Origin of the sequence: Streptococcus sp. k-402 (assembly GCF_013277515.1) — a bacterium.
Lineage (GTDB): Bacteria > Bacillota > Bacilli > Lactobacillales > Streptococcaceae > Streptococcus.
Genome location: NZ_VMNB01000007.1, coordinates 58,353 through 82,453, shown reverse-complemented (window position 1 = coordinate 82,453; position 24,101 = coordinate 58,353). Strand labels below are relative to the sequence as shown.

The following is a 24,101-nucleotide window of genomic DNA, read 5'->3' as shown; positions in this document are numbered from 1 at the left end:
CCTGCGGTTAGCTTCCTAGTTTGCTCTTTGATTTTCATTGAGTATTAGAATAAAAGCGGAAAAGACAAGACCGAAACAGGCTTGCCTTTATGAGTTATTTTTTACGGGCTGCTGTGTATTCGGCAACGGCGGTAAAGAGGACATCTGTAGAAGAGTTGAGGGCTGTTTCACATGAGTCTTGGATGACCCCAATCACAAAACCAACTCCGACAACTTGCATGGCAATATCGTTAGAAATACCGAAAAGGCTACAAGCAACTGGGATAAGAAGGAGGGAACCTCCCGCAATACCAGAAGCACCACAGGCTGAGATAGCTGCTACTACACTGAGGACAAAGGCTGTCGCAAAGTCAACAGGGATTCCCAAAGTATTTACTGCAGCAAGGGTCAAAACGTTAATGGTAATCGCTGCCCCTGCCATGTTGATAGTAGAACCAAGTGGGATAGAAACAGAATAGGTATCTGGGTTTAGCCCAAGGTCATGGCAGAGTTTCATGTTGACAGGAATGTTAGCCGCAGAACTACGAGTGAAAAAGGCTGTTACACCGCTGACACGGAGGCAGTTCCAAACTAGAGGGTAAGGATTGCGTCTCATAAAGAAGAAGGCAATCAAGGGGTTGACCACAAGAGCAACAAAAAGCATAGTCGTTACTAATAGAACCAATAAAATACCGTAGTTGGCAAGGCTTCCGATTCCCTTGTCAGAAATGGTTTTAAAAACAAGACCAAGGATTCCAAATGGAGCCAGATTGATGATCCATTCGACAATTTTAGAAGTCACGTCAGCGATAGTTTTTAGTAATTCTTTACTATTTTTGCTGGCTTCTCTCATAGCAATTCCGAAAATAACTGCCCATGATAGGATACCGATGTAGTTGGCAGTAATGAGGGCATTGACTGGGTTGTCAACCAGTTTGAGCAAGAGGTTGCTGAGGACTTGTCCAATCCCATCTGGTGGTGCAATTTCAGTATTGGCACTATTTAGGGTAATTTCAATAGGGACGATGAAACTTGCTAGTACAGCTACAAGAGCAGCAGCAAAAGTCCCTAGGATATACAAGAAAATAACAGTTTTCATATTGCTATCTTGCCCCTTTTGATGTTGGGAAAGGGCATTGGCAACGAGGGCAAAGACTAGGATAGGAGCAACAGCTTTTAGACCTCCGACGAATAAATCCCCGAGTAGCCCAATCCCTGAGAGATTAGGAAGGGTCAGTCCTAGGATTGCTCCAATAAGCATACCAATCAAGATACGCTTGACAAGGCTTGCCTTGTTCCAAGCATGAATGATTCTTTTCATAATAATCTCCTTTTTGTGTAGTGATTATGATTATAGTATAAATGATAGACAAAATCAAGAATTTTCTGTCTATTTTTTTGAATATTTATGGAGAATGAGACCGATAAAAGTATGGTATAATGAAATAAAGGAGTTTTATATGCAAAAATTTATTCAAGCTTATATTGAAAAGCTAGATGTGACAACCATTATCGAGAATATTCTCACCAAGGTCATTTCTCTTTTACTGCTTTTGATTGTATTTTATATTGCTAAAAAAATGCTTCATACTATGGTGCAGAGAATTGTCAAACCTTCTCTAAAAATGTCTCATCATGATGTCGGACGCCAAAAGACTATTGCGCGTTTACTAGAAAATGTGTTTAATTATACGCTATATTTCTTTTTACTTTACTGCATTTTGTCTATTTTAGGTTTGCCAGTTTCTAGTTTGCTGGCAGGTGCTGGGATTGCTGGGGTGGCGATTGGTATGGGAGCCCAAGGTTTTCTGTCTGATGTCATCAATGGCTTTTTCATCCTCTTTGAACGTCAACTGGATGTGGGAGATGAGGTCGTTCTGACAAATGGCCCCATTACTGTATCGGGCAAGGTTGTCAGTGTGGGAATTCGTACGACCCAGCTTCGTAGCGAGGAGCAAGCTCTTCACTTTGTTCCTAACCGAAATATCACAGTTGTTAGCAATTTCTCACGCACAGACTAGACCTGTTATTTTAAGTAATTTGTGGTACAATAGAGAGAGTTTAATAAAGGAGAAAAGATGGTTTTAGAAAAGCAGTTGGGCAATGGTTGTACCTGGATAGACCTTGATGTGGATAAGATTAAAAATATGGAAGATCTTTCTGACATCTATGGATTGGACAAGGAAACCATTGAGTACGCACTGGATAGAAATGAACGAGCTCATATGGATTATAACCGTGAAACGGAGACGGTAACCTTTATTTATAATGTTCTTGATTTAGAAAAAGACAAAGAATATTATGAAGCGATTCCCATGACCTTTATCGTCGAAAGACAACGAATGATTACCATCAGCAACCATAAGAATGCTTATGTCATTGATCAGATGTCAGCTTATCTGGATAGCCATGAGTCGCTTTCTATTTACAAGTTTCTCTTTGCTGGTTTAGAGATTATCAGTAACGCTTATTATCCTGTCATTGAAGAGATGGATAAAAGTAAGGACGAAATTAGTGCCTTGCTACGTCAAACTACAACAAAGAAAAATCTCTTCGCCCTCTCTGACTTGGAGACTGGTATGGTTTACTTGACAGCAGCAGCAAAACAAAATCGACTCCTCTTGGAACATATCCAGGGCCATGCTCTTTATCGGAGATTTAATGATGTCGAACGAGAGCAGTTTGATGATGCCATGATTGAAGCCCATCAGTTGGTGTCTATGACAGACTTGATTTCTCAAGTCTTGCAACAACTCTCAGCTTCTTACAACAACATCCTAAACAATAACTTGAATGATAGTTTGTCAATTTTGACTATTATCTCCGTCTTACTAGCAGTACTTGCGGTTATTACAGGTTTCTTCGGAATGAATGTTCCTCTACCATTTACAGAAGAGCCAAATGCTTGGATTTATATCTTAATGGCTAGCTTGATTTTATGGGCAGCCTTATCTCAATGGATGAAGAAAATTACTAGAAAATAAAAGAAAAGGAGCCAAAATGGTGATTGAAAATTACATGCCAGATTTTGCTGTGGAAGCAGTTTATGATCTGACAGTCCCAAGCCTGCAGGCGCAGGGAATCAAGGCTGTTTTGGTCGATTTGGATAATACCCTCATTGCTTGGAACAACCCTGATGGGACGTCAGAGATGAAGCAATGGCTACATGACCTTCGGGATGCAGGTATTCGCATCATCGTGGTCTCAAATAACACTAAAAAACGGGTCCAACGAGCAGTTGAAAAGTTTGGAATTGATTATATTTATTGGGCTCTGAAGCCCTTCACATTTGGGATTGACCGTGCCATGAAGGAATTTCACTATGAGAAAAGTGAAGTGGTCATGGTCGGCGACCAGCTCATGACCGATATTCGAGCAGCCCACCGTGCTGGCATTCGTTCGATCTTGGTCAAGCCCTTGGTCCAACACGACTCGATCAAAACGCAGATTAACCGAGCTCGCGAGCGCCGTGTTATGCGAAAAATCACTGAAAAGTACGGACCGATTACATATAAAAAAGGAATTTAACTATGGAAGAAATTCTCTGTATTGGTTGTGGAGCAACCATTCAGACGACAGACAAGGCTGGTCTTGGATTTACCCCCCAGTCAGCACTTGAAAAAGGTTTGGAGACTGGCGAAGTTTATTGCCAACGTTGTTTCCGTCTCCGCCACTACAATGAAATCACGGATGTCCAGTTGACGGACGATGATTTCCTCAAACTCTTGCACGAGGTGGGAGATAGTGATGCCTTAGTGGTCAATGTCATTGATATCTTTGATTTTAATGGCTCTGTCATCCCAGGCTTGCCACGTTTTGTATCGGGCAATGATGTCCTCTTGGTTGGAAATAAAAAAGATATCCTGCCCAAGTCTGTTAAACCGGGCAAGATTAGCCAGTGGCTCATGGAACGTGCCCATGAAGAAGGGCTTCGTCCTGTTGATGTCGTCCTAACTTCAGCTCAAAACAAACATGCCATTAAGGAAGTCATTGACAAGATTGAACACTACCGTAAGGGCCGCGATGTCTATGTGGTCGGTGTGACCAACGTTGGAAAATCAACCCTTATCAATGCTATTATCCAAGAAATTACGGGTGACCAGAACGTGATTACAACTTCGCGTTTCCCAGGGACAACCTTGGATAAAATCGAGATTCCGCTTGACGACGGATCTTATATCTACGATACACCGGGAATCATCCACCGTCACCAAATGGCTCATTACTTGACTGCCAAAAATCTCAAGTATGTCAGCCCAAAAAAGGAAATCAAACCTAAGACCTATCAGCTTAATCCTGAGCAAACCCTGTTTCTAGGTGGTTTGGGACGCTTTGACTTCATTGCAGGTGACAAGCAAGGTTTCACAGCCTTCTTTGACAATGAACTCAAACTCCACCGTACCAAACTAGAAGGCGCTAGTGCTTTCTACGATAAGCACCTGGGAAACCTTCTAACACCACCAAATAGCAAGGAAAAAGAAAATTTTCCAAAACTAGTCCAGCATGTCTTTAACATTAAGGACAAAACTGACCTAGTTATCTCTGGACTCGGCTGGATCCGTGTAACAGGCACCGCCAAAGTCGCCGTCTGGGCACCAGAAGGCGTCGCCGTCGTCACACGAAAAGCAATTATTTAAAATACAATCACTGAGCGAACAAAGTGAGCTCATAAAAAGATAGTTATTGCCGTGGTGTCTTGCCAATCTCTTGATTGGTAAGGGGCACAATTGAGACCAAGGCTCAATTGTGAGGTCAGGAAATCCATTTTTCAAAGATGAGATCTTTGAAAAATTAGTTCCGACCGTCCCTCACCACCTAAAATAACTATCAAAAAACAAGGAAGAATATTATGTCATTAACATCAAAACAACGTGCCTTCCTCAATAGTCAGGCACACACCCTCAAACCCATCATCCAAATCGGGAAAAATGGTCTCAACGACCAAATCAAAACCAGCGTCCGTCAAGCACTTGACGCCCGCGAATTGATCAAGGTTACTCTCTTACAAAACACAGATGAAAACATCCACGAAGTAGCTGAAATTTTGGAAGAAGAAATTGGTGTGGATACTGTCCAAAAAATCGGACGCATCTTGATTTTATTTAAACAATCCAGCAAGAAAGAAAATCGCAAGATTTCTAAAAAAGTCAAAGAAATCTAAAAACTATACTCCAAACAACTGTTTTTACAGAGAAATAAAGGAGACTAGCCTATGGCAATCGAACTATTGACTCCCTTTACCAAGGTAGAGTTGGAGCCAGAAATCAAGGAGAAAAAACGCAAACAAGTCGGGATTTTAGGGGGGAATTTTAACCCTGTTCACAATGCCCATCTCATTGTTGCGGACCAAGTACGACAACAGTTGGGACTGGACCAGGTTCTGCTCATGCCTGAATACCAACCTCCTCATGTAGATAAAAAGGAAACCATCCCTGAACACCATCGTCTCAAGATGCTTGAGTTGGCGATTGAGGGGATTGAAGGACTAGCCATTGAAACCATTGAGTTGGAGCGCAAGGGCATTTCCTATACCTACGACACTATGAAGATTTTGACAGAGAAAAATCCAGATACAGATTACTATTTCATTATCGGTGCCGACATGGTGGACTATCTGCCTAAGTGGTATCGAATTGATGAATTGGTTGACATGGTTCAGTTTGTGGGGGTTCAGCGCCCACGCTATAAGGCTGGAACTTCTTATCCAGTTATCTGGGTGGATGTGCCTCTCATGGATATCTCATCCAGCATGGTGCGTAACTTCATTGCCCAAGGTCGGGAACCCAACTTTCTCCTGCCTCAGCCTGTTCTAGATTACATCGAGAAGGAGGGTCTCTACTGATGGCCTATCAAGACTATATCAACTGCTCCCGTGAGGCTTTGTTGGAAAAAATGGCAGAGCTTCTACCCGAGAAACGCTTAACCCATTGCTTGGGTGTGGAGCGTGCAGCCATAGAACTGGCGGAGAGATTTGGAGTCGATGCCGAGAAAGCAGGTCTTGCAGGCCTTCTTCATGACTATGCTAAAAAGCTGTCAGATCAGGAATTTTTAGACTTAATTGGCCGTTATCAGCTGGATCCTGATCTCAAAAACTGGGGCAATAATGTCTGGCATGGTATGGTCGGAATTTACAAGATTCAGGAAGACTTGGATTTGGATGATTCTGAAATCCTGCGAGCCATTGAAATCCATACAGTCGGGGCTGACCAGATGACAGACCTAGATAAGGTCATCTACGTCGCGGACTATATCGAGCATAATCGCGCCTTTCCAGGAGTAGATGTGGCGCGTGAGATTGCGAGTCTATCACTTAATAAGGCGGTGGCCTACGAAACAGCTCGTACCGTGGAGCATCTAGCTCATCAGAGATTCCCTATCTATCCCCAAACCCTTGAAACCTATAACGCCTTTGTGCACTATTTGAAAGAGGACTAAATGAACGAAAAAGAATTACTAGAATTAGTCGTGAAAGCGGCTGATGAGAAACGCGCGGAGGATATCCTCGCACTTGACGTACAAGATTTGACTAGCGTGACGGACTATTTTGTTATCACTAGCTCAATGAATAGCCGTCAGTTGGACGCTATCGCTGACAATATCCGTGAAAAAGTAGCGGAAGCTGGTTTTAAAGGCAGCCATATCGAAGGCGATGCAGCTGGAGGATGGGTCTTGCTAGACCTCGGTGCTGTCGTTGTGCATATCTTCTCAGAAGAAATGCGTGCCCACTATAATCTGGAAAAACTATGGCATGAGGCGGATTCAGTAGATTTATCTGAAACTCTTGCTTAGAAGACGAACTCAGTTGTAGTCAACTGGGTTTCTTTGCTTATTTTAGAAAAATTGATAGAAAGGTAAAGGGCGAGTGGTGTTTGCCATTGACGCTCTTGGTATCATGATTATGGCAACTTATGAAACCTTTGCGGCGGTCTATGATGCGGTCATGGATGACAGTTTATACGATAAATGGACTGATTTTTCTCTGCGTCATTTGCCTAAGACCAAGGAGAAAAAGAAACTCTTGGAATTGGCTTGTGGGACAGGAATTCAATCTGTGCGCTTCTCTCAGGCTGGTTTTGATGTGACTGGACTTGACTTGAGTGGGGATATGTTGAAGATTGCAGAGAAGAGAGCTTCTTCAGCCAAACAAAAGATTGAATTTATTGAAGGCAATATGCTGGATTTGTCCAAGGCAGGTCAATATGATTTTGTCACTTGTTATTCGGACTCAATCTGCTACATGCAGGATGAGGTGGAAGTAGGAGACGTCTTTAAGGAAGTATATAATTCCCTCAACGAAGATGGTGTCTTTATCTTTGATGTGCATTCCACCTATCAGACAGATGAAGTTTTTCCAGGCTATTCCTACCATGAAAATGCGGAAGATTTCGCCATGCTTTGGGATACCTACGAGGACGAAGCTCCTCACTCCATCGTGCATGAGTTGACTTTCTTTATCAAGGAAGAGGACGGGTCCTTTAGTCGTCACGATGAAGTGCATGAGGAGCGGACCTATGAGGTCTTGACCTATGATATTTTGTTGGAACAGGCTGGATTCAAGTCCTTCAAACTCTATGCAGACTTTGAGGATAAGGAGCCAACAGAAACTAGCACCCGTTGGTTTTTTGTCGCGCAGAAGTAGGAGAACATCATGACCATCACAGGTATTATTGCGGAGTTCAATCCTTTTCATAATGGGCACAAATACCTGCTGGATCAGGTTGAGGGGTTGAAAATCGTAGCTATGTCTGGAAATTTCATGCAGCGTGGAGAACCTGCTATCGTGGATAAGTGGACACGGGCCCAGATGGCTCTGGAAAATGGCGCAGATTTGGTAGTGGAATTGCCATTTTTAGTCAGTGTTCAGGCTGCGGATTTCTTCGGTCAGGGAGCTGTGGATATCTTGGCTCGGTTGGGCATAGATATCCTCGCTTTTGGGACAGAAGAAGTTCTAGATTATCAAAAAATCGCTGACTTATACACAGAGCAGGGTGCTGAGATGGAGCAATTTGTGGAAAATCTGCCTGATTCCCTTTCCTATCCCCAGAAAACTCAGGCCATGTGGAAGGAATTTGCAGGTCTTGATTTTTCAGGCAATACGCCCAATCATGTCCTTGCTCTGGCCTATGTCAAGGCAGTTGCGGGACGTAGAATCAAACTCCATCCGATTCAGCGTCAGGGGGCGGGTTACCATTCTGTGGATAAGGATGTGGACTTTGCCTCGGCGACAGCTCTTCGTCAGCACCAGAAGGATCAAGATTTCTTAGAACGCTTTATGCCTTCTGTTGACATCTTTGAAAATGCTAATAAGGTGAGTTGTGACGACTATTTTCCTTTGCTCCGCTATCAAATCTTGTCCAATCCAGACCTAAACACTATCTATCAGGTCAATCAAGAAATGGCTGTGCGCATCAAGGATGCTATCAAGATAGCCCAATCTGTGGAAGACTTGGTTGAGGTGGTTGCGACCAAGCGTTACACCAAGGCGCGTGTCAGACGCCTTTTGACTTATATCTTGGTGCAAGCTAGAGAAAGTGACTTACCAGAAGCTATTCATGTTATTGGCTTTACCGAAAAAGGTAGACAGCATCTCAAGTCTCTGAAAGGGCAGGTCAATCTAGTCAGCCGAATTGGCAAAGAACCTTGGGATGCTATGACCCAAAAGGCAGACCAGATTTACCAACTAGGAAATCCAAGTATAGCAGACCAGAATTTTGGAAGAGTGCCAATAAGAATAGAAACAAACTAAGTCTACTGCAAAGTAGGCTTTTTGAGATTTTTTACGAATAAATAGATAGAAAAAGAAAATCTTGTACAAGTTCCTGACAATTTCTTTCTTTTCATGTATAATAGTGGAAAAGAGGTAAAACGAGGTATGGTTATGGAAGCAGTTCTTTACTCAACATTCCGAAATCATTTAAAAGACTACATGAAGAAGGTAAACGATGAATTTGAGCCTTTGACGGTGGTTAATAAAAATCCAGATGAGGACATTGTAGTTCTTTCAAAGAGCGAATGGGACAGTATTCAGGAAACCCTGAGAATCGCTCAAAATAAGGAGTTATCAGACAAGGTTTTGCGAGGAATGGCTCAAGTTCGTGCTGGAAGCACTCAGGTCCATATTATTGAGGAGTGAGGAATGCTACTCAAGTTTACAGAAGATGCCTGGGCAGATTATTGCTACTGGCAAACTCAGGACAAGAAAACGTTAAAAAGAATCAATAAACTAATCAAGGATATTCAACGTGATCCCTTTACAGGAATAGGTAAGCCAGAACCACTCAAGTATGATTACCAAGGAGCCTGGTCACGGCGTATTGATGCAGAAAATCGCTTGATTTATATGATGGATGGAGATAGCGTGGCTTTCTTGTCTTTCAAAGATCATTACTAAGTCTACTGAAAGGTAGGCTTTTTTAAATAACAATTTTATTTTAGCAAATATGTTCCAATTTCCCCAAAACATATTCTATTTTAGGTTTGTGAAAATCACTTTTTTATGGTAGAATGTAAAAGAATGTATGTCATTCGGAATAACAATAAAATGAGGTGAAAACATGGAAATCATGTCGCTTGCGATTGCTGTTTTTGCCGTCATCATTGGTTTAGTCATTGGATATGTCAGCATCTCAGCTAAGATGAAATCATCTCAGGAAGCTGCAGAGTTGATGCTTTTAAATGCTGAACAAGAAGCAACTAATTTACGTGGACAAGCTGAGCGTGAAGCAGATTTACTTGTTAATGAAGCCAAACGTGAAAGCAAGTCTCTTAAAAAAGAAGCACTATTGGAGGCCAAAGAAGAAGCCAGAAAATACCGTGAAGAAGTGGACGCTGAATTCAAATCAGAACGTCAAGAACTCAAACAAATCGAAAGTCGTTTGACAGAGAGAGCTACCAGCCTTGACCGTAAGGACGACAATTTGACGAGTAAAGAACAAACACTTGAACAAAAAGAACAAAGTATTTCTGATAGAGCGAAAAACCTTGATGCGCGTGAAGAGCAATTAGAGGAAGTCGAAAGACAAAAAGAAGCAGAACTAGAGCGTATTGGTGCTCTGTCTCAGGCAGAAGCACGAGATATTATCTTGGCACAGACAGAGGAAAACTTGACCAAGGAGATTGCCAGCCGCATTCGTGAAGCTGAGCAAGAGGTCAAGGAACGTTCTGACAAAATGGCCAAGGACATCCTGGTTCAAGCGATGCAACGTATCGCTGGTGAATATGTAGCGGAGTCAACAAACTCAACAGTTCATCTGCCAGACGATACTATGAAGGGACGCATTATTGGTCGTGAAGGTCGTAACATTCGTACCTTTGAAAGTTTGACAGGGGTTGATGTCATTATCGACGATACACCAGAAGTGGTAACCTTGTCAGGATTTGATCCGATTCGTCGTGAAATTGCTCGTATGACCATGGAAATGTTGCTTAAGGATGGACGTATCCATCCAGCTCGTATCGAAGAGTTGGTTGAGAAAAACCGCCAAGAGATTGACAATAAGATCCGTGAATACGGAGAGGCAGCAGCCTATGAAATTGGTGCGCCAAACCTTCATCCAGACTTGATGAAGATTATGGGACGTTTGCAGTTCCGTACTTCTTATGGACAAAATGTCTTGCGCCATTCGATTGAGGTCGCTAAGTTGGCTGGTATCATGGCCAGCGAACTTGGTGAAAATGCGGCTCTTGCCCGTCGTGCTGGATTCCTTCACGATATCGGAAAAGCTATTGACCGCGAGGTTGAGGGTAGCCACGTTGAAATCGGTATGGAATTGGCTCGTAAGTATAAGGAACACCCAGTTGTGGTTAATACGATTGCTAGTCACCACGGTGATGTTGAAGCTGAGAGCGTCATTGCAGTGATCGTCGCTGCGGCAGATGCCTTGAGTGCAGCTCGTCCAGGTGCTCGTAGTGAGTCTCTTGAAAGCTACATCAAGCGTCTCCATGATTTGGAAGAAATTGCTAACGGCTTTGAAGGGGTACAAAATAGCTTTGCCCTTCAAGCAGGACGTGAAATCCGCATCATGGTAAATCCAGGACAAATCAAGGACGACAAAGTCACAATCTTAGCTCACAAAGTTCGTGAGAAAATTGAAAACAATCTCGATTACCCAGGAAATATCAAGGTAACCGTGATTCGCGAGCTTCGTGCAGTAGATTATGCTAAATAAATAAGAAAGAGCAGTTGAAAAATTACTGCTTTTTTGTTACACTAGATAGAAAGACTGTAGAAGGATAGTTTGTGTAAAATGCTACTATCTGAAGGAAAATTTTATTCTATTTTTACAGACTGACTAAAAGGAGACACAATGGCAGACCGAGGCTTACTAATCGTTTTTTCTGGTCCTTCAGGGGTTGGAAAAGGAACGGTTAGAAGAGAGATTTTTGAGAGTTCTGAAAACCAATTTCAATACTCTGTATCGATGACGACACGCGCACAACGTCCTGGAGAAGTGGACGGTGTTGACTATTTCTTCCGTACTCGCGAAGAGTTTGAAGAGTTGATTCGTCAAGGACAGATGTTGGAATACGCAGAATATGTCGGCAACTACTATGGAACTCCTCTGACCTATGTCAATGAAACCTTGGACAAGGGAATCGATGTTTTCCTTGAAATTGAAGTTCAGGGCGCTCTTCAGGTCAAGAAAAAGGTTCCAGATGCTGTCTTTATCTTCCTGACACCACCAGATTTGGATGAATTGCAAGATCGTTTGGTAGGACGTGGAACAGACAGTGCAGAAGTGATTGCCCAACGAATCGAAAAAGCCAAGGAAGAAATTGCCCTTATGCGTGAGTATGATTATGCGATTGTCAACGATCAGGTGCCCCTAGCTGCTGAGCGTGTCAAACGTGTGATCGAAGCAGAGCACTTCCGTGTGGATCGTGTCATTGGTCACTATCAGGAGATGTTACCGAAATCTCCAACTACCCGATAAAATTTAGAAAATAGGTACAAGCAAATGATGTTAAAACCCTCTATTGATACCTTGCTCGACAAGGTTCCATCAAAATATTCACTCGTAATCTTGGAAGCAAAACGTGCCCACGAATTGGAAGCAGGTGCGCCAGCAACTCAAGGTTTCAAATCTGAAAAATCAACTCTTCGCGCTTTAGAAGAAATCGAATCAGGAAACGTTACAATTCACCCAGACCCAGAAGGAAAACGTGAAGCAGTGCGTCGCCGTATCGAAGAAGAAAAACGCCGCAAAGAAGAAGAAGAAAAGAAAATCAAAGAGCAAATCGCTAAAGAAAAAGAAGATGGTGAAAAAATTTAAGGTTGGGGGGACTCAATCTTATTTTTTCTATTGCAAGAATATACTGACAAGAAGGAGGTGAAAAGATGGCTATAGCCAAGATTATTGTAGATGTGCCCTTGATGCAGACGGACCAGCCCTATAGTTACAGGATTCCTGAGGAATTTGAGGGAATGCTAGAAGTTGGGATGCGGGTTCACGTGCCCTTCGGTAAGGGAAATCGTCTGATTCAAGGGATTGTTCTTGGTTTGGAGTCCCAACCAGATGAAGAAGAGGCTAATCAAGATTTAAAAGATATTGCAGAGGTGCTGGATTTTTCTCCTGTTCTTACGAAAGAACAACTCTGGCTGGCTGAGGAGTTACGCAAATCTGTTTTCTCCTACAAGATCTCCATCCTCAAGGCTATGTTACCAGGGTTTCTGAACTCCAGCTATGACAAGATTCTCTATCCTCTGGCAGGTCTGAGTCAGGAAGACCGAGAGCGCTTGTTTGGTTCAGAAGATTCGCTTGCCTTTTCTTCTCTGGATTTAGCTAAGCAAGCTGAAATGATGCGTTTGACTAGAAAAGGCCTGCTTGGTCTAGAATATCAGGCGATTGATCAAAAGAAGGTCAAGACCCAGTCTTGGTATGAGGTAGACCTTGCTCAATTAGAAAGTGTAGAGATTTCTACACGCGCCAAGAAAAAGTTGGAATTGAGAGATTATTTGCTGTCTCATCCTGAGAGTGCTTCCTTGGCTAGTTTGTTAGAGTCCTACTCGCGGGAGCAAGTCAACTTCTTTGTGGAACAAGGTGCTGTGACCATAGTCCAAAAGGAAGTGCAACGCTCAGCTGCTTATTTTGAAGGCATTGAGACAAGTCGACCTTTGGAGTTGAATCCAGAGCAAAGACAGGCGCGTGATGCGGTTGTGAGTGCGATTGGCAGTCATAGGCCTCCCTTCCTCCTTCAAGGGATTACGGGAAGTGGGAAGACGGAGGTTTACTTGCAGATTATCCAAGGAGCTTTGGATAAGGGCAAGACAGCTATTTTGCTGGTGCCTGAGATTTCCCTGACTCCACAGATGACGGAGCGTTTTATTGCACGTTTTGGGGACAAGGTGGCCATTCTTCACTCAGGCTTGTCTAATGGTGAAAAGTATGATGAATGGCGCAAGGTGGAACGAGGAGATGCTCAAGTTGTGGTTGGTGCCAGATCGGCCATCTTTGCTCCGCTGAAAAATCTAGGTGTTATGATTATCGATGAGGAGCATGAAGCGACTTATAAGCAGGACAGTAATCCCCGTTATCATGCTAGAGAGGTAGCTATTTTACGGGCTCAGTATAATCAAGCAGCCCTGGTACTTGGTTCAGCAACTCCTAGTCTGGAAAGCCGTGCTAGGGCTGGAAAAGGCGTGTATCAACATTTACGTCTGACCCAACGCGCCAATCCTTTAGCTACGATCCCTGAGGTTCAAGTGATTGACTTTCGGGACTATATCGGACAAAACGAGACGTCAAATTTTACGCCTCCTTTGCTAGAAGCGATTCAGGACCGTCTGGTTAAAAAAGAGCAGGTGGTTCTCATGCTCAATCGTCGTGGTTATTCTAGCTTTGTCATGTGTCGGGAGTGTGGAACTGTGGATACTTGTCCCAACTGTGATATTTCTTTGACCTTGCACATGGATACCAAGACCATGAACTGTCATTATTGTGGTTTCTCGAAGGACATTCCTCAGGCCTGTCCTAACTGTAAGAGTCGCAGTATTCGTTATTATGGGACAGGAACTCAGAAGGCTTATGACGAGCTGGCAGAACTCTTTCCCCAGGCCCGTATTTTGCGCATGGATGTTGACACGACTCGTAAAAAAGGTAGTCACCAAGCTCTTCTTGACCAGTTTGGACGAGGGGAAGCAGATATTTTACTAGGTACACAAATGATTGCAAAGGGTTTGGATTTTCCAAATGTGACCTTAGTCGGAGTGCTCAATGCGGATACAGCTTTGAATTTGCCTGACTTCCGTTCTTCTGAGAGAACCTTCCAACTTTTGACTCAGGTGGCAGGTCGGGCAGGACGTGCTGAAAAAGCTGGGCAGGTCTTGATTCAGTCTTATAATCCGCAGCACTATGCTATTCGATTTGCCAAAGACCAGGATTACGAAGGCTTTTACGCTTATGAAATGGGAATCAGACGACAACTTGGTTATCCGCCTTACTATTTCACCATTGGCATTACCCTTTCTCACAAGAAAGAAGAAGAGGTGGTCAAACGTGCCTATGAAGTGATGAACATTTTGCGGTCAGGTTTGTCTGAATCCAGTAACATCCTTGGGCCGACGCCAAAACCGATTGCTCGGACCCACAACCTCTATCATTACCAGATTTTAATTAAATACCGTTTAGAAGATGAGCTGGGGCCGACTCTCAATCAGGTCTTGGCCTTGACTCAAGAACGGGAAAATAGTGAGCTCCGTCTCAGCATTGACCATGAGCCACAGCAATTTTTATAAGAAGGAGAAGATATGACAAAACTAATCTTTATGGGGACACCCGACTTTTCAGCAACAGTCTTAAAAGGACTTTTAACAGATGACCGCTATGAGATTTTAGCCGTTGTGACCCAGCCAGACCGTGCTGTCGGACGTAAAAAAGTGATCCAAGAAACACCAGTCAAGCAGGCTGCCAAAGAAGCGGGTCTTCCAATCTACCAACCTGAAAAATTATCTGGAAGCCCAGAGATGGAAGCTATTATGAATTTAGGAGCAAATGGAATTGTGACTGCTGCTTTTGGGCAGTTTCTCCCAAGTAAACTCCTTGATAGCATGAACTTTGCGGTCAACGTTCACGCCTCCCTTCTTCCTAAACATCGTGGTGGAGCGCCAATTCATTATGCCTTGATTCAAGGGGATGAGGAAGCTGGTGTGACCATTATGGAGATGGTTAAGGAAATGGACGCAGGAGATATGATTTCTCGTCGCAGTATTCCTATCACGGATGAGGACAATGTTGGCACCTTGTTTGAAAAATTGGCGCTAGTTGGTCGTGATTTGCTTTTGGACACTTTGCCAGCTTATATTGCTGGGGAAATCCAACCTGAACCGCAGGATCCGAGTCAGGTTACCTTCTCGCCAAATATCAAGCCAGAGGAAGAAAAATTGGACTGGACTAAAAGCAATCGCCAACTTTTCAACCAAATCCGTGGCATGAACCCCTGGCCTGTTGCCCATACTTTCCTTAAGGGCGACCGCTTTAAGATTTATGAAGCTCTAGCAGTAGAAGGTCAGGGAAATCCAGGTGAGATCCTCTCTATCGGCAAGAAAGAATTGATTGTCGCAACAGCAGAAGGGGCTCTATCCCTCAAACAAGTGCAGCCAGCTGGTAAGCCTAAGATGGACATCGCTTCCTTCCTCAACGGAGTTGGACGTACATTGACTGTAGGAGAACGATTTGGTGACTAAAGTAGAAACGGCTAGAAGTCTAGCCCTAGCAGTATTAGAGGATGTTTTTATCAATCAAGCATACTCAAACATCGCCTTAAATAAGCATCTCAAGGGAAGTCAACTTTCGGCATCAGACAAGGGCTTAGTGACCGAGCTGGTCTATGGAACGGTAGCCCGTAAATTGACGCTGGAATGGTACCTGTCCCACTTTATCGAAGACAGAGACCAGTTAGACAGTTGGCTTTATGTCCTTCTTCTCATGAGTGCCTACCAGCTTCGCTATTTGGATAAGATTCCAGACCATGCTGTGGTTAATGAAGCGGTGGAATTAGCCAAAGTCCGAAAAAAGGGCAGTGAAAAATTGGTCAACGCTGTCCTTCGCCGTATCTTGCGTGAAGGCTGGCCAGATATTGCTAGCATCAAACGTAAAAATAAGCGTGATTCCATTGCCTATTCTCTCCCAGTTTGGCTAGTTTCCAAGCTCAAGGAAGAATACGGAGAGGAACGAGCGCAGGCTATTTTTGAAAGTCTCTTGGTGCGAAACAAGGCCAGTATTCGTGTGACTGATTTAAGTCGAAAAGAGGAAATCCAAGCCTTGTTGGAGGCTAGTGCTTCACCTTTGTCTGTTTCTGGTCTCGTCAAGGAGCAGGGGCATTTTGCAGGTCATGATTTGTTTGCGGAGGGAGCCATTACCATCCAAGACGAGTCCAGTCAATTGGTTGCTCCGACGCTTGATTTACAAGGTGATGAGCAGGTTCTTGATGCCTGTGCGGCTCCAGGTGGGAAAACAGCCCATATAGCCTCTTATCTTACGACAGGTCAGGTTACGGCTCTGGATTTGTATGACCACAAGTTGGAATTGATTCAAGAAAATGCTCAACGTCTGGGAGTTGCAGATCGGGTTCAAATGCAAAAATTAGATGCCAGAAAGGTGCATGAGTTTTTTGGGCAGGATTCATTTGATAAGATTTTGGTGGATGCTCCCTGTTCAGGAATCGGTCTTTTGCGCCGAAAACCAGACATCAAATACAATAAAGAAACGGCAGATTTCGCGTCCTTACAGGAAATTCAGCTAGAAATATTAGGTAGTGTTTGTCAAACACTAGGCAAAGGTGGTATAATAACTTATAGTACCTGTACCATTGTTTCGGAGGAGAATTTTCAAGTCGTTGAGGCGTTTTTAGAAAGTCATCCTGAGTTCGAGCAGGTAAAACTAGAACATGAATGTAAGGATATCATGAAAGACGGCTGTATCCTCATTACACCTGAATTGTATGGAAGTGATGGATTCTTCATCAGTCAATTTCGCAAGATATCGGATTAGGAAGGAACTGACACATGGAAATTTCATTATTAACAGATGTTGGTCAGAAACGAACAAATAACCAAGACTATGTCAACCACTATGTCAATAGAGCTGGACGTACTATGATTATTTTAGCTGATGGGATGGGAGGTCATCGCGCAGGGAATATCGCTAGTGAAATGGCGGTAACAGACCTAGGTGTAGCTTGGGTCGATACCCAAATCGATACAGTCAATGAAGTGCGTGAATGGTTCGCCCATTACCTAGAAATTGAAAATCAAAAGATTCACCAGCTTGGTCAGGATGAAGCTTACAGAGGCATGGGAACTACTTTGGAAGTCCTTGCTATTATTGGCAATCAGGCTATCTATGCTCATATTGGAGATTCTCGTATCGGTTTGATTCGTGGAGAAGAATACCACCAGTTAACGAGCGATCATTCCTTGGTCAATGAATTGCTCAAGGCAGGTCAATTGACGCCAGAAGAAGCAGCTAGCCATCCACAGAAAAATATTATTACCCAGTCAATCGGTCAAAAAGATGAAATTCAGCCTGATTTTGGAATGATTACCCTTGAGCAGGGAGACTATCTCCTACTTAATAGTGATGGTTTGACCAATATGATTTCAGGAAGTGAGATTTGTGATATTGTAACCAGTGATATTCCTTTGGCAGATAAAACAGCGACGCTTGTGCGTTTTGCTAACAATGCAGGAGGTTTAGACAACATTACGGTTGCCCTTGTTTCTATGAACGAGGAGGATGCAGAATGATCCAAATCGGCAAGATTTTTGCCGGACGCTATCGGATTGTCAAACAAATTGGTCGAGGAGGCATGGCGGATGTCTACTTGGCCAAAGATTTGATTCTGGACGGGGAAGAAGTGGCAGTGAAGGTTCTGAGAACCAACTACCAGACAGACCCGATAGCTGTGGCTCGTTTTCAGCGTGAAGCGAGAGCTATGGCAGATTTAGACCATCCTCATATCGTTCGGATAACAGATATTGGCGAGGAAGACGGTCAACAGTACCTAGCTATGGAGTATGTGGCTGGACTTGACCTCAAACGCTATATCAAGGAACACTATCCTCTCTCTAATGAAGAAGCCGTCCGTATCATGGGACAAATTCTCTTGGCTATGCGTTTGGCCCATACCAGAGGAATTGTTCACCGGGACTTGAAACCTCAAAACATCCTCTTGACACCAGATGGGACTGTCAAGGTTACAGACTTTGGGATTGCAGTAGCCTTTGCTGAGACGAGTCTGACTCAGACTAACTCGATGCTGGGCTCCGTTCATTACTTGTCACCAGAGCAGGCGCGTGGTTCGAAGGCGACTGTACAAAGTGATATCTATGCCATGGGGATTATTTTCTATGAGATGCTGACAGGTCATATTCCTTACGATGGAGATAGTGCGGTGACCATCGCCCTCCAGCATTTCCAAAAGCCCCTGCCGTCCGTTATTGCTGAGAATCCATCTGTGCCCCAGGCTTTGGAGAATGTTGTTATCAAGGCAACTGCTAAGAAATTGACAGATCGCTATAAATCAGTAGCTGAAATGTATGTGGACTTGTCTAGTAGTTTGTCTTATAATCGTCGTAATGAACCAAAGCTGGTCTTTGACGATGCGACTAAGGCGGACACCAAGACTCTACCAAAAGTATCCCAGAGCACCTTGACCTCGATTCCTAAGGTTCAAGCGCAGACAGAACACAAACCAATCAAAAAAACAAGTCAGGCTGTGACAGAGGAAACTTACCAACCACAAGCACCGAAAAAACGTAGATTTAAGATGCGTTACCTGATTTTTTTGGCCAGCATTGTATTGGTGGCAGCTTCTCTGATTTGGATACTATCCAGAACTCCTGCAACCATTGCCATTCCAGATGTGGCAGGTCAGACAGTTGCGGAGGCCAAGGAAACCCTCAAGAAAGCCAATTTTGAGATTGGCGAGGAGAAGTCAGAGGCTAGTGAAAAGGTGGAAGAAGGGCGGATTATCCGTACAGATCCTGGCGCTGGAACTGGTCGAAAAGAAGGAACGAAAATCAATTTGGTTGTCTCATCAGGCAAGCAATCCTTCCAAATTAGTAATTATGTCGGTCGGAAATCCTCTGATGTCATTGCGGAATTAAAAGAGAAAAAAGTTCCAGATAATTTGATTAAAATTGAGGAAGAAGAGTCGAATGAGAGTGAGGCTGGAACGGTCATGAAGCAAAGTCTACCAGAAGGTACGACCTATGACTTGAGCAAGGCAACTCAAATCGTTTTGACAGTGGCTAAAAAAGCTACGACGATTCAATTAGGGAACTATATTGGACGGAACTCTACAGAAGTAATCTCAGAACTCAAGCAGAAGAAGATTCCTGAGAATTTGATTAAGATAGAGGAAGAAGAGTCCAGCGAAAGCGAACCAGGAACGATTATGAAACAAAGTCCAGGTGCAGGTGTTCCTTATGATTTGAGTAAACCTACTCAAATCGTCTTGACAGTAGCTAAAAAAGTTACAAGTGTTGCCATGCCGAGTTACATTGGTTCCAGCTTGGAGTTTACTAAGAATAATTTGATTCAAATTGTTGGGATTAAGGAAGCCAATATTGAAGTTGTAGAAGTGTCGACAGCTCCCGCTGGAACTGCTGAAGATACAGTCGTTGAACAGAGTCCTAGAGCAGGTGAAAAGGTAGACCTCAATAAGACTAGAGTCAAGATTTCAATCTACAAACCTAAAACAAGTTCAGCTACTCCTTAAAATCAGATGGATAATCAAAATAAGTAATCAATCTTTGTCATGATTTCATGGCAAAGATTTTTTTTGAGTCCGGATTTGTGATAGAATAGAGGGAGTTGATAAAAGGAGGCAAGCATGGAAGAATCAAGAGAATTAAATGCCGTCATCGATGTGATTATGTTAGCTGGAACCATTCTTCTCAAAAGTGGCTCAGAGATTCATCGTGTAGAAGATACCATGATCCGTATTGCGCATTCGCAGGGGATTGTGGATTGCAATGTTCTTGCCATGCCTGCTGCTATCTTTTTCTCTATTGAAAATACCAATATTTCGCGCATGAAGCGCGTGACTTCCTCTTCTTATAATATTGAAAAAGTCTGCGATGTCAACCAGATTTCTCGTCAGTTGGTAGAAGGAAATCTTGATTTAGAGACAGCCTTCAAGCAATTGACGGCTTTGCAAGCCCAACCCCTTCCTTATACCAAGTTGCAGGTAACTTTGGCTGCGACCTTAAGTGCTCCTTTCTTTTCGGTTATGTTTAGTGGAAATATCTACGATGCAATCGGGGCAGGAGTGGCGACCTTATTTGGTTTTGCCTTTTCCCTCTATGTGGAGAAGTTTATCCGAATTCCCTTTGTGACAGCCTTTGCTGGAGCCTTTGTCTTTGGGATGATTGCCCAGTTTTGGGCTCGCTACACAGGCTTTCCTTCAACAGCAGATTTGATTATAGCTGGTGCAGTCATGCCTTTTGTACCAGGAATTGCCTTGACCAATGCGGTCCGTGATATTATGACCAACCACATAAACTCTGGTATGAGCAAGATGTTTGAATCCCTGCTCATTACCCTTGCTTTAGGGGCAGGAACTTCTGTCGCCTTGGTATTGATGAACTAATATGACACTAACAACCTTTTTATTACAAGCAGTAGCAAGTCTTCTTGCTATTATCACTTTTCTAATCGTACTCAATGTTCAACGGTCCATGCTCTTACCTGGAGGGATTTTGGGCATGGCTGTCTGGCTAATCTATCTTTTGCTCAAGGAACCAACCAATGTCATTATAGCCACCTTCATTGCGGCCATTATCGGTTCATGTGTCAGCCAGATTTTAAGTATTCTTTATAAGACACCTGCCGTGGTCTTTATTTTGGCCATCTTGGCACCCTTGGTTCCGGGTTATCTGTCCTATCGTACAACTGCCTTTTTTGTGACAGGGGACTATAATAAAGCACTGGCAAGTGCAACCTTGGTTGTCATGCTGGCTCTGGTAATTTCTATTGGCATGGCTAGCGGAACCGTGATTCTCAGACTGTATCATTATATAAAAACACATCGAGTATCGTAGACTTTACAACTTTGCAGAAACAAAAGAATTTTCTGAAAAATGAGATAAATATTTTGACAAGGCTTTCTATCTATGCTATTCTCTATATAAAGGAGGAAAAATCATGAAAAAATCACTATTTTCCTTATTGTCTGTAATTCTACTGACTTTGTTGTTTATCCCAGTCATGGTGTCTAGTTCAGGCTCACAAAGTGGATGGCAAGAGCATCAGTTGATTGCTGAGAAGGTTAGTAAAACACTTGACAAGACATTTGATAAGGATGTCAGAGAAATTCCGACCAGTCAGTTTTATCAAGAATTTGTAGATGAGATGGGAAGGACTTACTCAGGAGATTTGATCCTCCAGGAGTTGATAACTGAGAATGGGGCTTATAAAGCTACTTATGTTGGTGAACTCTATAGCAACTAATCATTCTTTAAAATTATGACCAATAAGAGGCTTGATTTGGTGAATCAAGTCTTTTTTCTCTCTTTTATTGCCATTTGTGATAAAATAGTACTGAACGATTTTTTACATGAATGATAAAACAGAGGTAAATATGACAATCGGTATTGATAAGATTGGTTTTGCGACCAGTCAATATGTCTTGAAATTACAAGACTTAGCAGAAGCGAGGGGAATTGACCCTGAAAAATTAAGCAAAGGACTCTTACTTAAGGAATTGAGTATTGCGCCTCTAACTGAGGATATCGTGACCTTGGCGGCCAGTGCTAGTGACTCTATTTTAACTGAGCAAGAAAGACAAGAAATCAATATGGTCATTGTGGCGACTGAGTCAGGAATTGACCAGAGTAAGGCTGCAGCTGTCTTTGTGCATGGCTTGCTGGGTATTCAGCCCTTTGCTCGTAGTTTCGAAATTAAAGAAGCCTGCTATGGAGCGACAGCTGCCCTTCATTATGCCAAATTGCATGTGGAAAATTCTCCAGAGTCCAAGGTCTTGGTCATTGCCAGTGATATTGCCAAATACGGTATTGAAACTCCAGGAGAACCAACTCAAGGTGCCGGCAGTGTGGCTATGTTGATTACACAAAATCCACGCATTATGGCCTTTAATAATGACAATGTAGCTCAGACCCGTGACATCATGGATTTCTGGCGTCCAAATTACTCGACAACTCCTTATGTCAATGGTGTCTATTCTACCCAACAATATTTGGATAGTTTGAAAACAACTTGGCTTGAATACCAAAAACGCTACCAGCTTACTTTGGATGATTTCGCAGCGGTTTGCTTCCACTTGCCTTATCCTAAATTAGCGCTAAAAGGTTTGAAAAAAATCATGGATAAGAGCCTGCCTCAAGAGAAAAAAGACCTCTTGCAAAAGCATTTTGACCAGTCTATTCTCTACAGTCAAAAGGTGGGGAATATCTATACAGGTTCTCTCTTCCTTGGGCTTCTATCTCTCTTGGAAAATACAGATAGCTTGAAGGCTGGGGATAAAATCGCCCTTTATAGTTACGGAAGTGGAGCTGTGGCTGAGTTCTTCAGTGGTGAATTGGTTGAAGGATATGAAGCATATCTAGATGAAGACCGCTTGAACAAACTCAACCAACGCACTGCCTTATCCGTTGCAGACTACGAAAAGGTCTTCTTTGAGGAAGTAGACTTGGATGAAACAAACTCTGCCCAGTTTACTGGCTATGAAAATCAAGATTTTGCCTTGGTTGAAATTATCGACCACCAACGCCGTTATAGCAAGGTTGAAAAATAATGAAGATAAGTTGGAATGGATTTTCTAAAAAATCATACCAAGAGCGCCTCGAGCTGTTAAAAGCTCAGGCGCTCCTTAGTCCTGAGAGACAAGAGAGTTTGGAGCAGGATGAACAGATGAGTGTGACTGTGGCAGACCAGCTGAGTGAGAATGTAGTGGGAACTTTTTCTCTGCCTTATTCGCTGGTCCCAGAGGTTCTCGTTAACGGTCAGGAATACACAGTTCCCTATGTGACAGAAGAACCGTCCGTGGTTGCTGCGGCCAGCTATGCTAGTAAAATCATCAAGCGAGCAGGTGGCTTTACTGCACAAGTCCATCAGCGCCAGATGATTGGACAGGTAGCCCTTTATCAAGTTGCTGACCCTGAACAAGCGCAAGAGAAGATTGCCAGCAAGAAAGCAGAGCTCCTAGAACTTGCCAATCAAGCCTATCCTTCTATCGTTAAACGTGGAGGTGGGGCGCGTGATCTGCATGTCGAGCAGATCAAAGGTGAAACGGACTTTCTCGTTGTTTATCTTCATGTCGATACCCAGGAAGCCATGGGTGCCAATATGCTCAACACCATGCTGGAAGCCTTGAAACCAGTCTTAGAAGAACTCAGTCAGGGACAGAGTCTCATGGGAATCCTGTCCAACTACGCAACTGATTCTCTGGTGACTGCAAGCTGTCGCATCGCCTTTCGCTACTTGATCCGCCAAAAGGAGCAAGGACGAGAAATTGCAGAGAAGATAGCCTTGGCTAGTCAGTTTGCGCAAGCTGATCCTTATCGAGCGGCTACCCACAATAAAGGGATTTTTAACGGTATTGATGCCATTTTGATTGCCACTGGTAATGACTGGCGTGCCATTGAGGCGGGGGCTCATGCCTTTGCTAGTCGAGACGGGCGCTATCAAGGTCTCAGTCGCTGGACGCTGGATCTTGAAAGAGAAGAATTGGTCGGTGAGATGACCTTACCCATGCCTGTAGCGACCAAGGGTGGCTCTGTTGGTCTCAACCCTCGTGTAGCTCTCAGTCATGAATTGCTGGGAAATCCTTCTGCCAAAGAATTAGCCCAGCTTATCGTGTCTATCGGGCTTGCACAAAACTTTGCGGCCCTGAAAGCCTTGGTGAGTACAGGCATCCAGCAAGGCCACATGAAATTGCAGGCCAAATCCTTGGCACTTCTCGCAGGTGCTAGTGAATCCGAGGTAGCTCCTCTAGTTGAGCGCCTCATCGCAGATAAAACCTTTAACCTAGAGACAGCTCAGCGCTATCTAGAAAACTTAAGATCATAAAAAAACTCAGACGAAGGCAGTCTGAGTTTTCTTGTGCTTATACTCAATGAAAATCAAAGAGCAAACTAGGAAGCTAGCCGCAGGTTGCTCAAA

General features: G+C 43.4%; 26 protein-coding genes. 25 read left to right on the top strand and 1 reads right to left on the bottom strand.

From position 1 onward, the window contains the following. Positions 1-94: 94 nt before the first annotated feature. Positions 95-1,300, bottom strand: coding sequence for a serine/threonine transporter SstT (sstT, locus tag HT724_RS05830; protein WP_173275544.1), 1,206 nt, complete (start codon positions 1,298-1,300; stop codon positions 95-97). Positions 1,301-1,439: 139 nt separating this feature from the next. On the opposite strand from sstT, the gene HT724_RS05825 reads away from it, so the two are divergent. The 25 genes from HT724_RS05825 to HT724_RS05705 all read left to right on the top strand — a co-directional run bounded on the left by HT724_RS05825 (position 1,440) and on the right by HT724_RS05705 (position 24,008). After that, positions 1,440-2,000 (top strand): mechanosensitive ion channel domain-containing protein, encoded by a 561-nt coding sequence (locus HT724_RS05825; RefSeq protein WP_172922536.1) that lies wholly within the window; start codon positions 1,440-1,442, stop codon positions 1,998-2,000. A 57-nt stretch (positions 2,001-2,057) separates the two neighbouring features. After that, a complete protein-coding gene (locus HT724_RS05820) occupies positions 2,058-2,963 on the top strand; it encodes a magnesium transporter CorA family protein (RefSeq protein ID WP_173274722.1) in 906 nt (301 codons plus the stop codon). Positions 2,964-2,979: 16 nt separating this feature from the next. Further along, positions 2,980-3,507 (top strand): YqeG family HAD IIIA-type phosphatase, encoded by a 528-nt coding sequence (locus HT724_RS05815; RefSeq protein WP_173275541.1) that lies wholly within the window; start codon positions 2,980-2,982, stop codon positions 3,505-3,507. A 2-nt stretch (positions 3,508-3,509) separates the two neighbouring features. After that, the gene (gene yqeH, locus HT724_RS05810; protein ID WP_173275538.1) at positions 3,510-4,616 is read left to right on the top strand and encodes a ribosome biogenesis GTPase YqeH; all 1,107 of its coding nucleotides are present in this window, start codon (positions 3,510-3,512) and stop codon (positions 4,614-4,616) included. 212 nt (positions 4,617-4,828) lie between these two features. Then, positions 4,829-5,140, top strand: a complete 312-nt coding sequence (gene yhbY / locus HT724_RS05805; protein ID WP_000060169.1) for a ribosome assembly RNA-binding protein YhbY — start codon at positions 4,829-4,831, stop codon at positions 5,138-5,140. Positions 5,141-5,191: 51 nt separating this feature from the next. After that, positions 5,192-5,821 carry a nicotinate-nucleotide adenylyltransferase gene (locus HT724_RS05800; RefSeq protein WP_173275535.1) on the top strand — a complete coding sequence of 210 codons (630 nt, stop codon included), beginning with the start codon at positions 5,192-5,194 and terminating at the stop codon, positions 5,819-5,821. Further along, the gene (gene yqeK, locus HT724_RS05795) at positions 5,821-6,414 is read left to right on the top strand and encodes a bis(5'-nucleosyl)-tetraphosphatase (symmetrical) YqeK (protein ID WP_173275532.1); all 594 of its coding nucleotides are present in this window, start codon (positions 5,821-5,823) and stop codon (positions 6,412-6,414) included. Before HT724_RS05800 ends, yqeK begins: the two co-directional genes overlap by 1 nt. Next, a complete protein-coding gene (gene rsfS / locus HT724_RS05790) occupies positions 6,415-6,768 on the top strand; it encodes a ribosome silencing factor (protein WP_023933751.1) in 354 nt (117 codons plus the stop codon). 109 nt (positions 6,769-6,877) lie between these two features. Further along, positions 6,878-7,618, top strand: coding sequence for a class I SAM-dependent methyltransferase (locus tag HT724_RS05785; protein WP_345890310.1), 741 nt, complete (start codon positions 6,878-6,880; stop codon positions 7,616-7,618). A 9-nt stretch (positions 7,619-7,627) separates the two neighbouring features. Further along, entirely contained in the window at positions 7,628-8,725 is a 1,098-nt protein-coding gene (locus HT724_RS05780; protein ID WP_173275529.1) for a nucleotidyltransferase, read from the top strand. Positions 8,726-8,857: 132 nt separating this feature from the next. Then, positions 8,858-9,112: a type II toxin-antitoxin system Phd/YefM family antitoxin gene (locus HT724_RS05775; RefSeq protein WP_173254102.1), complete on the top strand. Its 255-nt coding sequence runs from the start codon at positions 8,858-8,860 to the stop codon at positions 9,110-9,112. Positions 9,113-9,115: 3 nt separating this feature from the next. Further along, positions 9,116-9,370: a Txe/YoeB family addiction module toxin gene (locus HT724_RS05770; protein ID WP_000924730.1), complete on the top strand. Its 255-nt coding sequence runs from the start codon at positions 9,116-9,118 to the stop codon at positions 9,368-9,370. A gap of 163 nt (positions 9,371-9,533) precedes the next feature. Next, positions 9,534-11,147, top strand: a complete 1,614-nt coding sequence (locus HT724_RS05765) for a ribonuclease Y (RefSeq protein WP_000404934.1) — start codon at positions 9,534-9,536, stop codon at positions 11,145-11,147. A 138-nt stretch (positions 11,148-11,285) separates the two neighbouring features. Continuing rightward, positions 11,286-11,912 carry a guanylate kinase gene (gene gmk / locus HT724_RS05760; protein WP_000775041.1) on the top strand — a complete coding sequence of 209 codons (627 nt, stop codon included), beginning with the start codon at positions 11,286-11,288 and terminating at the stop codon, positions 11,910-11,912. 24 nt (positions 11,913-11,936) lie between these two features. Then, complete coding sequence (rpoZ, locus tag HT724_RS05755; RefSeq protein ID WP_000979235.1) at positions 11,937-12,251, top strand: DNA-directed RNA polymerase subunit omega; 315 nt, start codon at positions 11,937-11,939, stop codon at positions 12,249-12,251. Between the two features lie 65 nt (positions 12,252-12,316). Continuing rightward, on the top strand, positions 12,317-14,713 hold the full coding sequence (locus HT724_RS05750; protein WP_173275526.1) for a primosomal protein N': 2,397 nt from the start codon (positions 12,317-12,319) through the stop codon (positions 14,711-14,713). 12 nt (positions 14,714-14,725) lie between these two features. Then, positions 14,726-15,661, top strand: coding sequence for a methionyl-tRNA formyltransferase (fmt, locus tag HT724_RS05745; protein ID WP_173275523.1), 936 nt, complete (start codon positions 14,726-14,728; stop codon positions 15,659-15,661). After that, positions 15,654-16,967, top strand: coding sequence for a 16S rRNA (cytosine(967)-C(5))-methyltransferase RsmB (gene rsmB, locus HT724_RS05740; protein WP_173275520.1), 1,314 nt, complete (start codon positions 15,654-15,656; stop codon positions 16,965-16,967). Before fmt ends, rsmB begins: the two co-directional genes overlap by 8 nt. 14 nt (positions 16,968-16,981) lie before the next feature. Then, on the top strand, positions 16,982-17,722 hold the full coding sequence (locus HT724_RS05735) for a Stp1/IreP family PP2C-type Ser/Thr phosphatase (protein ID WP_173275518.1): 741 nt from the start codon (positions 16,982-16,984) through the stop codon (positions 17,720-17,722). Then, positions 17,719-19,698 carry a serine/threonine-protein kinase StkP gene (gene stkP, locus HT724_RS05730; protein ID WP_173275515.1) on the top strand — a complete coding sequence of 660 codons (1,980 nt, stop codon included), beginning with the start codon at positions 17,719-17,721 and terminating at the stop codon, positions 19,696-19,698. Before HT724_RS05735 ends, stkP begins: the two co-directional genes overlap by 4 nt. Positions 19,699-19,812: 114 nt before the next feature. Further along, positions 19,813-20,571 carry a threonine/serine exporter family protein gene (locus HT724_RS05725; protein ID WP_173275512.1) on the top strand — a complete coding sequence of 253 codons (759 nt, stop codon included), beginning with the start codon at positions 19,813-19,815 and terminating at the stop codon, positions 20,569-20,571. A 1-nt stretch (position 20,572) separates the two neighbouring features. Further along, on the top strand, positions 20,573-21,022 hold the full coding sequence (locus HT724_RS05720) for a threonine/serine exporter family protein (RefSeq protein WP_173275509.1): 450 nt from the start codon (positions 20,573-20,575) through the stop codon (positions 21,020-21,022). Between the two features lie 166 nt (positions 21,023-21,188). Beyond that, entirely contained in the window at positions 21,189-21,431 is a 243-nt protein-coding gene (locus HT724_RS05715; RefSeq protein WP_173275637.1) for a hypothetical protein, read from the top strand. Positions 21,432-21,561: 130 nt separating this feature from the next. Continuing rightward, on the top strand, positions 21,562-22,734 hold the full coding sequence (locus HT724_RS05710; RefSeq protein WP_173275507.1) for a hydroxymethylglutaryl-CoA synthase: 1,173 nt from the start codon (positions 21,562-21,564) through the stop codon (positions 22,732-22,734). Further along, on the top strand, positions 22,734-24,008 hold the full coding sequence (locus HT724_RS05705) for a hydroxymethylglutaryl-CoA reductase, degradative (RefSeq protein WP_173275503.1): 1,275 nt from the start codon (positions 22,734-22,736) through the stop codon (positions 24,006-24,008). The genes HT724_RS05710 and HT724_RS05705 overlap by 1 nt, the downstream gene beginning before the upstream one ends. The last annotated feature ends 93 nt before the right edge of the window (positions 24,009-24,101 follow it).

What these genes read in the sequence shown, in the direction of transcription:
- HT724_RS05735 (WP_173275518.1), top strand. Translation starts at nt 16,982, where the DNA reads ATGGAAATTTCATTATTAACAGATGTTGGTCAGAAACGAACAAATAAC.
- HT724_RS05775 (WP_173254102.1), top strand. Translation starts at nt 8,858, where the DNA reads ATGGAAGCAGTTCTTTACTCAACATTCCGAAATCATTTAAAAGACTAC.
- HT724_RS05820 (WP_173274722.1), top strand. Translation starts at nt 2,058, where the DNA reads ATGGTTTTAGAAAAGCAGTTGGGCAATGGTTGTACCTGGATAGACCTT.
- rsfS (WP_023933751.1), top strand. Translation starts at nt 6,415, where the DNA reads ATGAACGAAAAAGAATTACTAGAATTAGTCGTGAAAGCGGCTGATGAG.
- HT724_RS05725 (WP_173275512.1), top strand. Translation starts at nt 19,813, where the DNA reads ATGGAAGAATCAAGAGAATTAAATGCCGTCATCGATGTGATTATGTTA.
- HT724_RS05825 (WP_172922536.1), top strand. Translation starts at nt 1,440, where the DNA reads ATGCAAAAATTTATTCAAGCTTATATTGAAAAGCTAGATGTGACAACC.
- rpoZ (WP_000979235.1), top strand. Translation starts at nt 11,937, where the DNA reads ATGATGTTAAAACCCTCTATTGATACCTTGCTCGACAAGGTTCCATCA.
- sstT (WP_173275544.1), bottom strand. Translation starts at nt 1,300, where the DNA reads ATGAAAAGAATCATTCATGCTTGGAACAAGGCAAGCCTTGTCAAGCGT.
- fmt (WP_173275523.1), top strand. Translation starts at nt 14,726, where the DNA reads ATGACAAAACTAATCTTTATGGGGACACCCGACTTTTCAGCAACAGTC.
- HT724_RS05720 (WP_173275509.1), top strand. Translation starts at nt 20,573, where the DNA reads ATGACACTAACAACCTTTTTATTACAAGCAGTAGCAAGTCTTCTTGCT.
- HT724_RS05780 (WP_173275529.1), top strand. Translation starts at nt 7,628, where the DNA reads ATGACCATCACAGGTATTATTGCGGAGTTCAATCCTTTTCATAATGGG.
- gmk (WP_000775041.1), top strand. Translation starts at nt 11,286, where the DNA reads ATGGCAGACCGAGGCTTACTAATCGTTTTTTCTGGTCCTTCAGGGGTT.
- HT724_RS05765 (WP_000404934.1), top strand. Translation starts at nt 9,534, where the DNA reads ATGGAAATCATGTCGCTTGCGATTGCTGTTTTTGCCGTCATCATTGGT.
- HT724_RS05785 (WP_345890310.1), top strand. Translation starts at nt 6,878, where the DNA reads ATGGCAACTTATGAAACCTTTGCGGCGGTCTATGATGCGGTCATGGAT.
- HT724_RS05815 (WP_173275541.1), top strand. Translation starts at nt 2,980, where the DNA reads ATGGTGATTGAAAATTACATGCCAGATTTTGCTGTGGAAGCAGTTTAT.
- HT724_RS05800 (WP_173275535.1), top strand. Translation starts at nt 5,192, where the DNA reads ATGGCAATCGAACTATTGACTCCCTTTACCAAGGTAGAGTTGGAGCCA.
- HT724_RS05715 (WP_173275637.1), top strand. Translation starts at nt 21,189, where the DNA reads ATGGTGTCTAGTTCAGGCTCACAAAGTGGATGGCAAGAGCATCAGTTG.
- stkP (WP_173275515.1), top strand. Translation starts at nt 17,719, where the DNA reads ATGATCCAAATCGGCAAGATTTTTGCCGGACGCTATCGGATTGTCAAA.
- HT724_RS05770 (WP_000924730.1), top strand. Translation starts at nt 9,116, where the DNA reads ATGCTACTCAAGTTTACAGAAGATGCCTGGGCAGATTATTGCTACTGG.
- yhbY (WP_000060169.1), top strand. Translation starts at nt 4,829, where the DNA reads ATGTCATTAACATCAAAACAACGTGCCTTCCTCAATAGTCAGGCACAC.
- HT724_RS05705 (WP_173275503.1), top strand. Translation starts at nt 22,734, where the DNA reads ATGAAGATAAGTTGGAATGGATTTTCTAAAAAATCATACCAAGAGCGC.
- yqeH (WP_173275538.1), top strand. Translation starts at nt 3,510, where the DNA reads ATGGAAGAAATTCTCTGTATTGGTTGTGGAGCAACCATTCAGACGACA.
- yqeK (WP_173275532.1), top strand. Translation starts at nt 5,821, where the DNA reads ATGGCCTATCAAGACTATATCAACTGCTCCCGTGAGGCTTTGTTGGAA.
- HT724_RS05750 (WP_173275526.1), top strand. Translation starts at nt 12,317, where the DNA reads ATGGCTATAGCCAAGATTATTGTAGATGTGCCCTTGATGCAGACGGAC.
- HT724_RS05710 (WP_173275507.1), top strand. Translation starts at nt 21,562, where the DNA reads ATGACAATCGGTATTGATAAGATTGGTTTTGCGACCAGTCAATATGTC.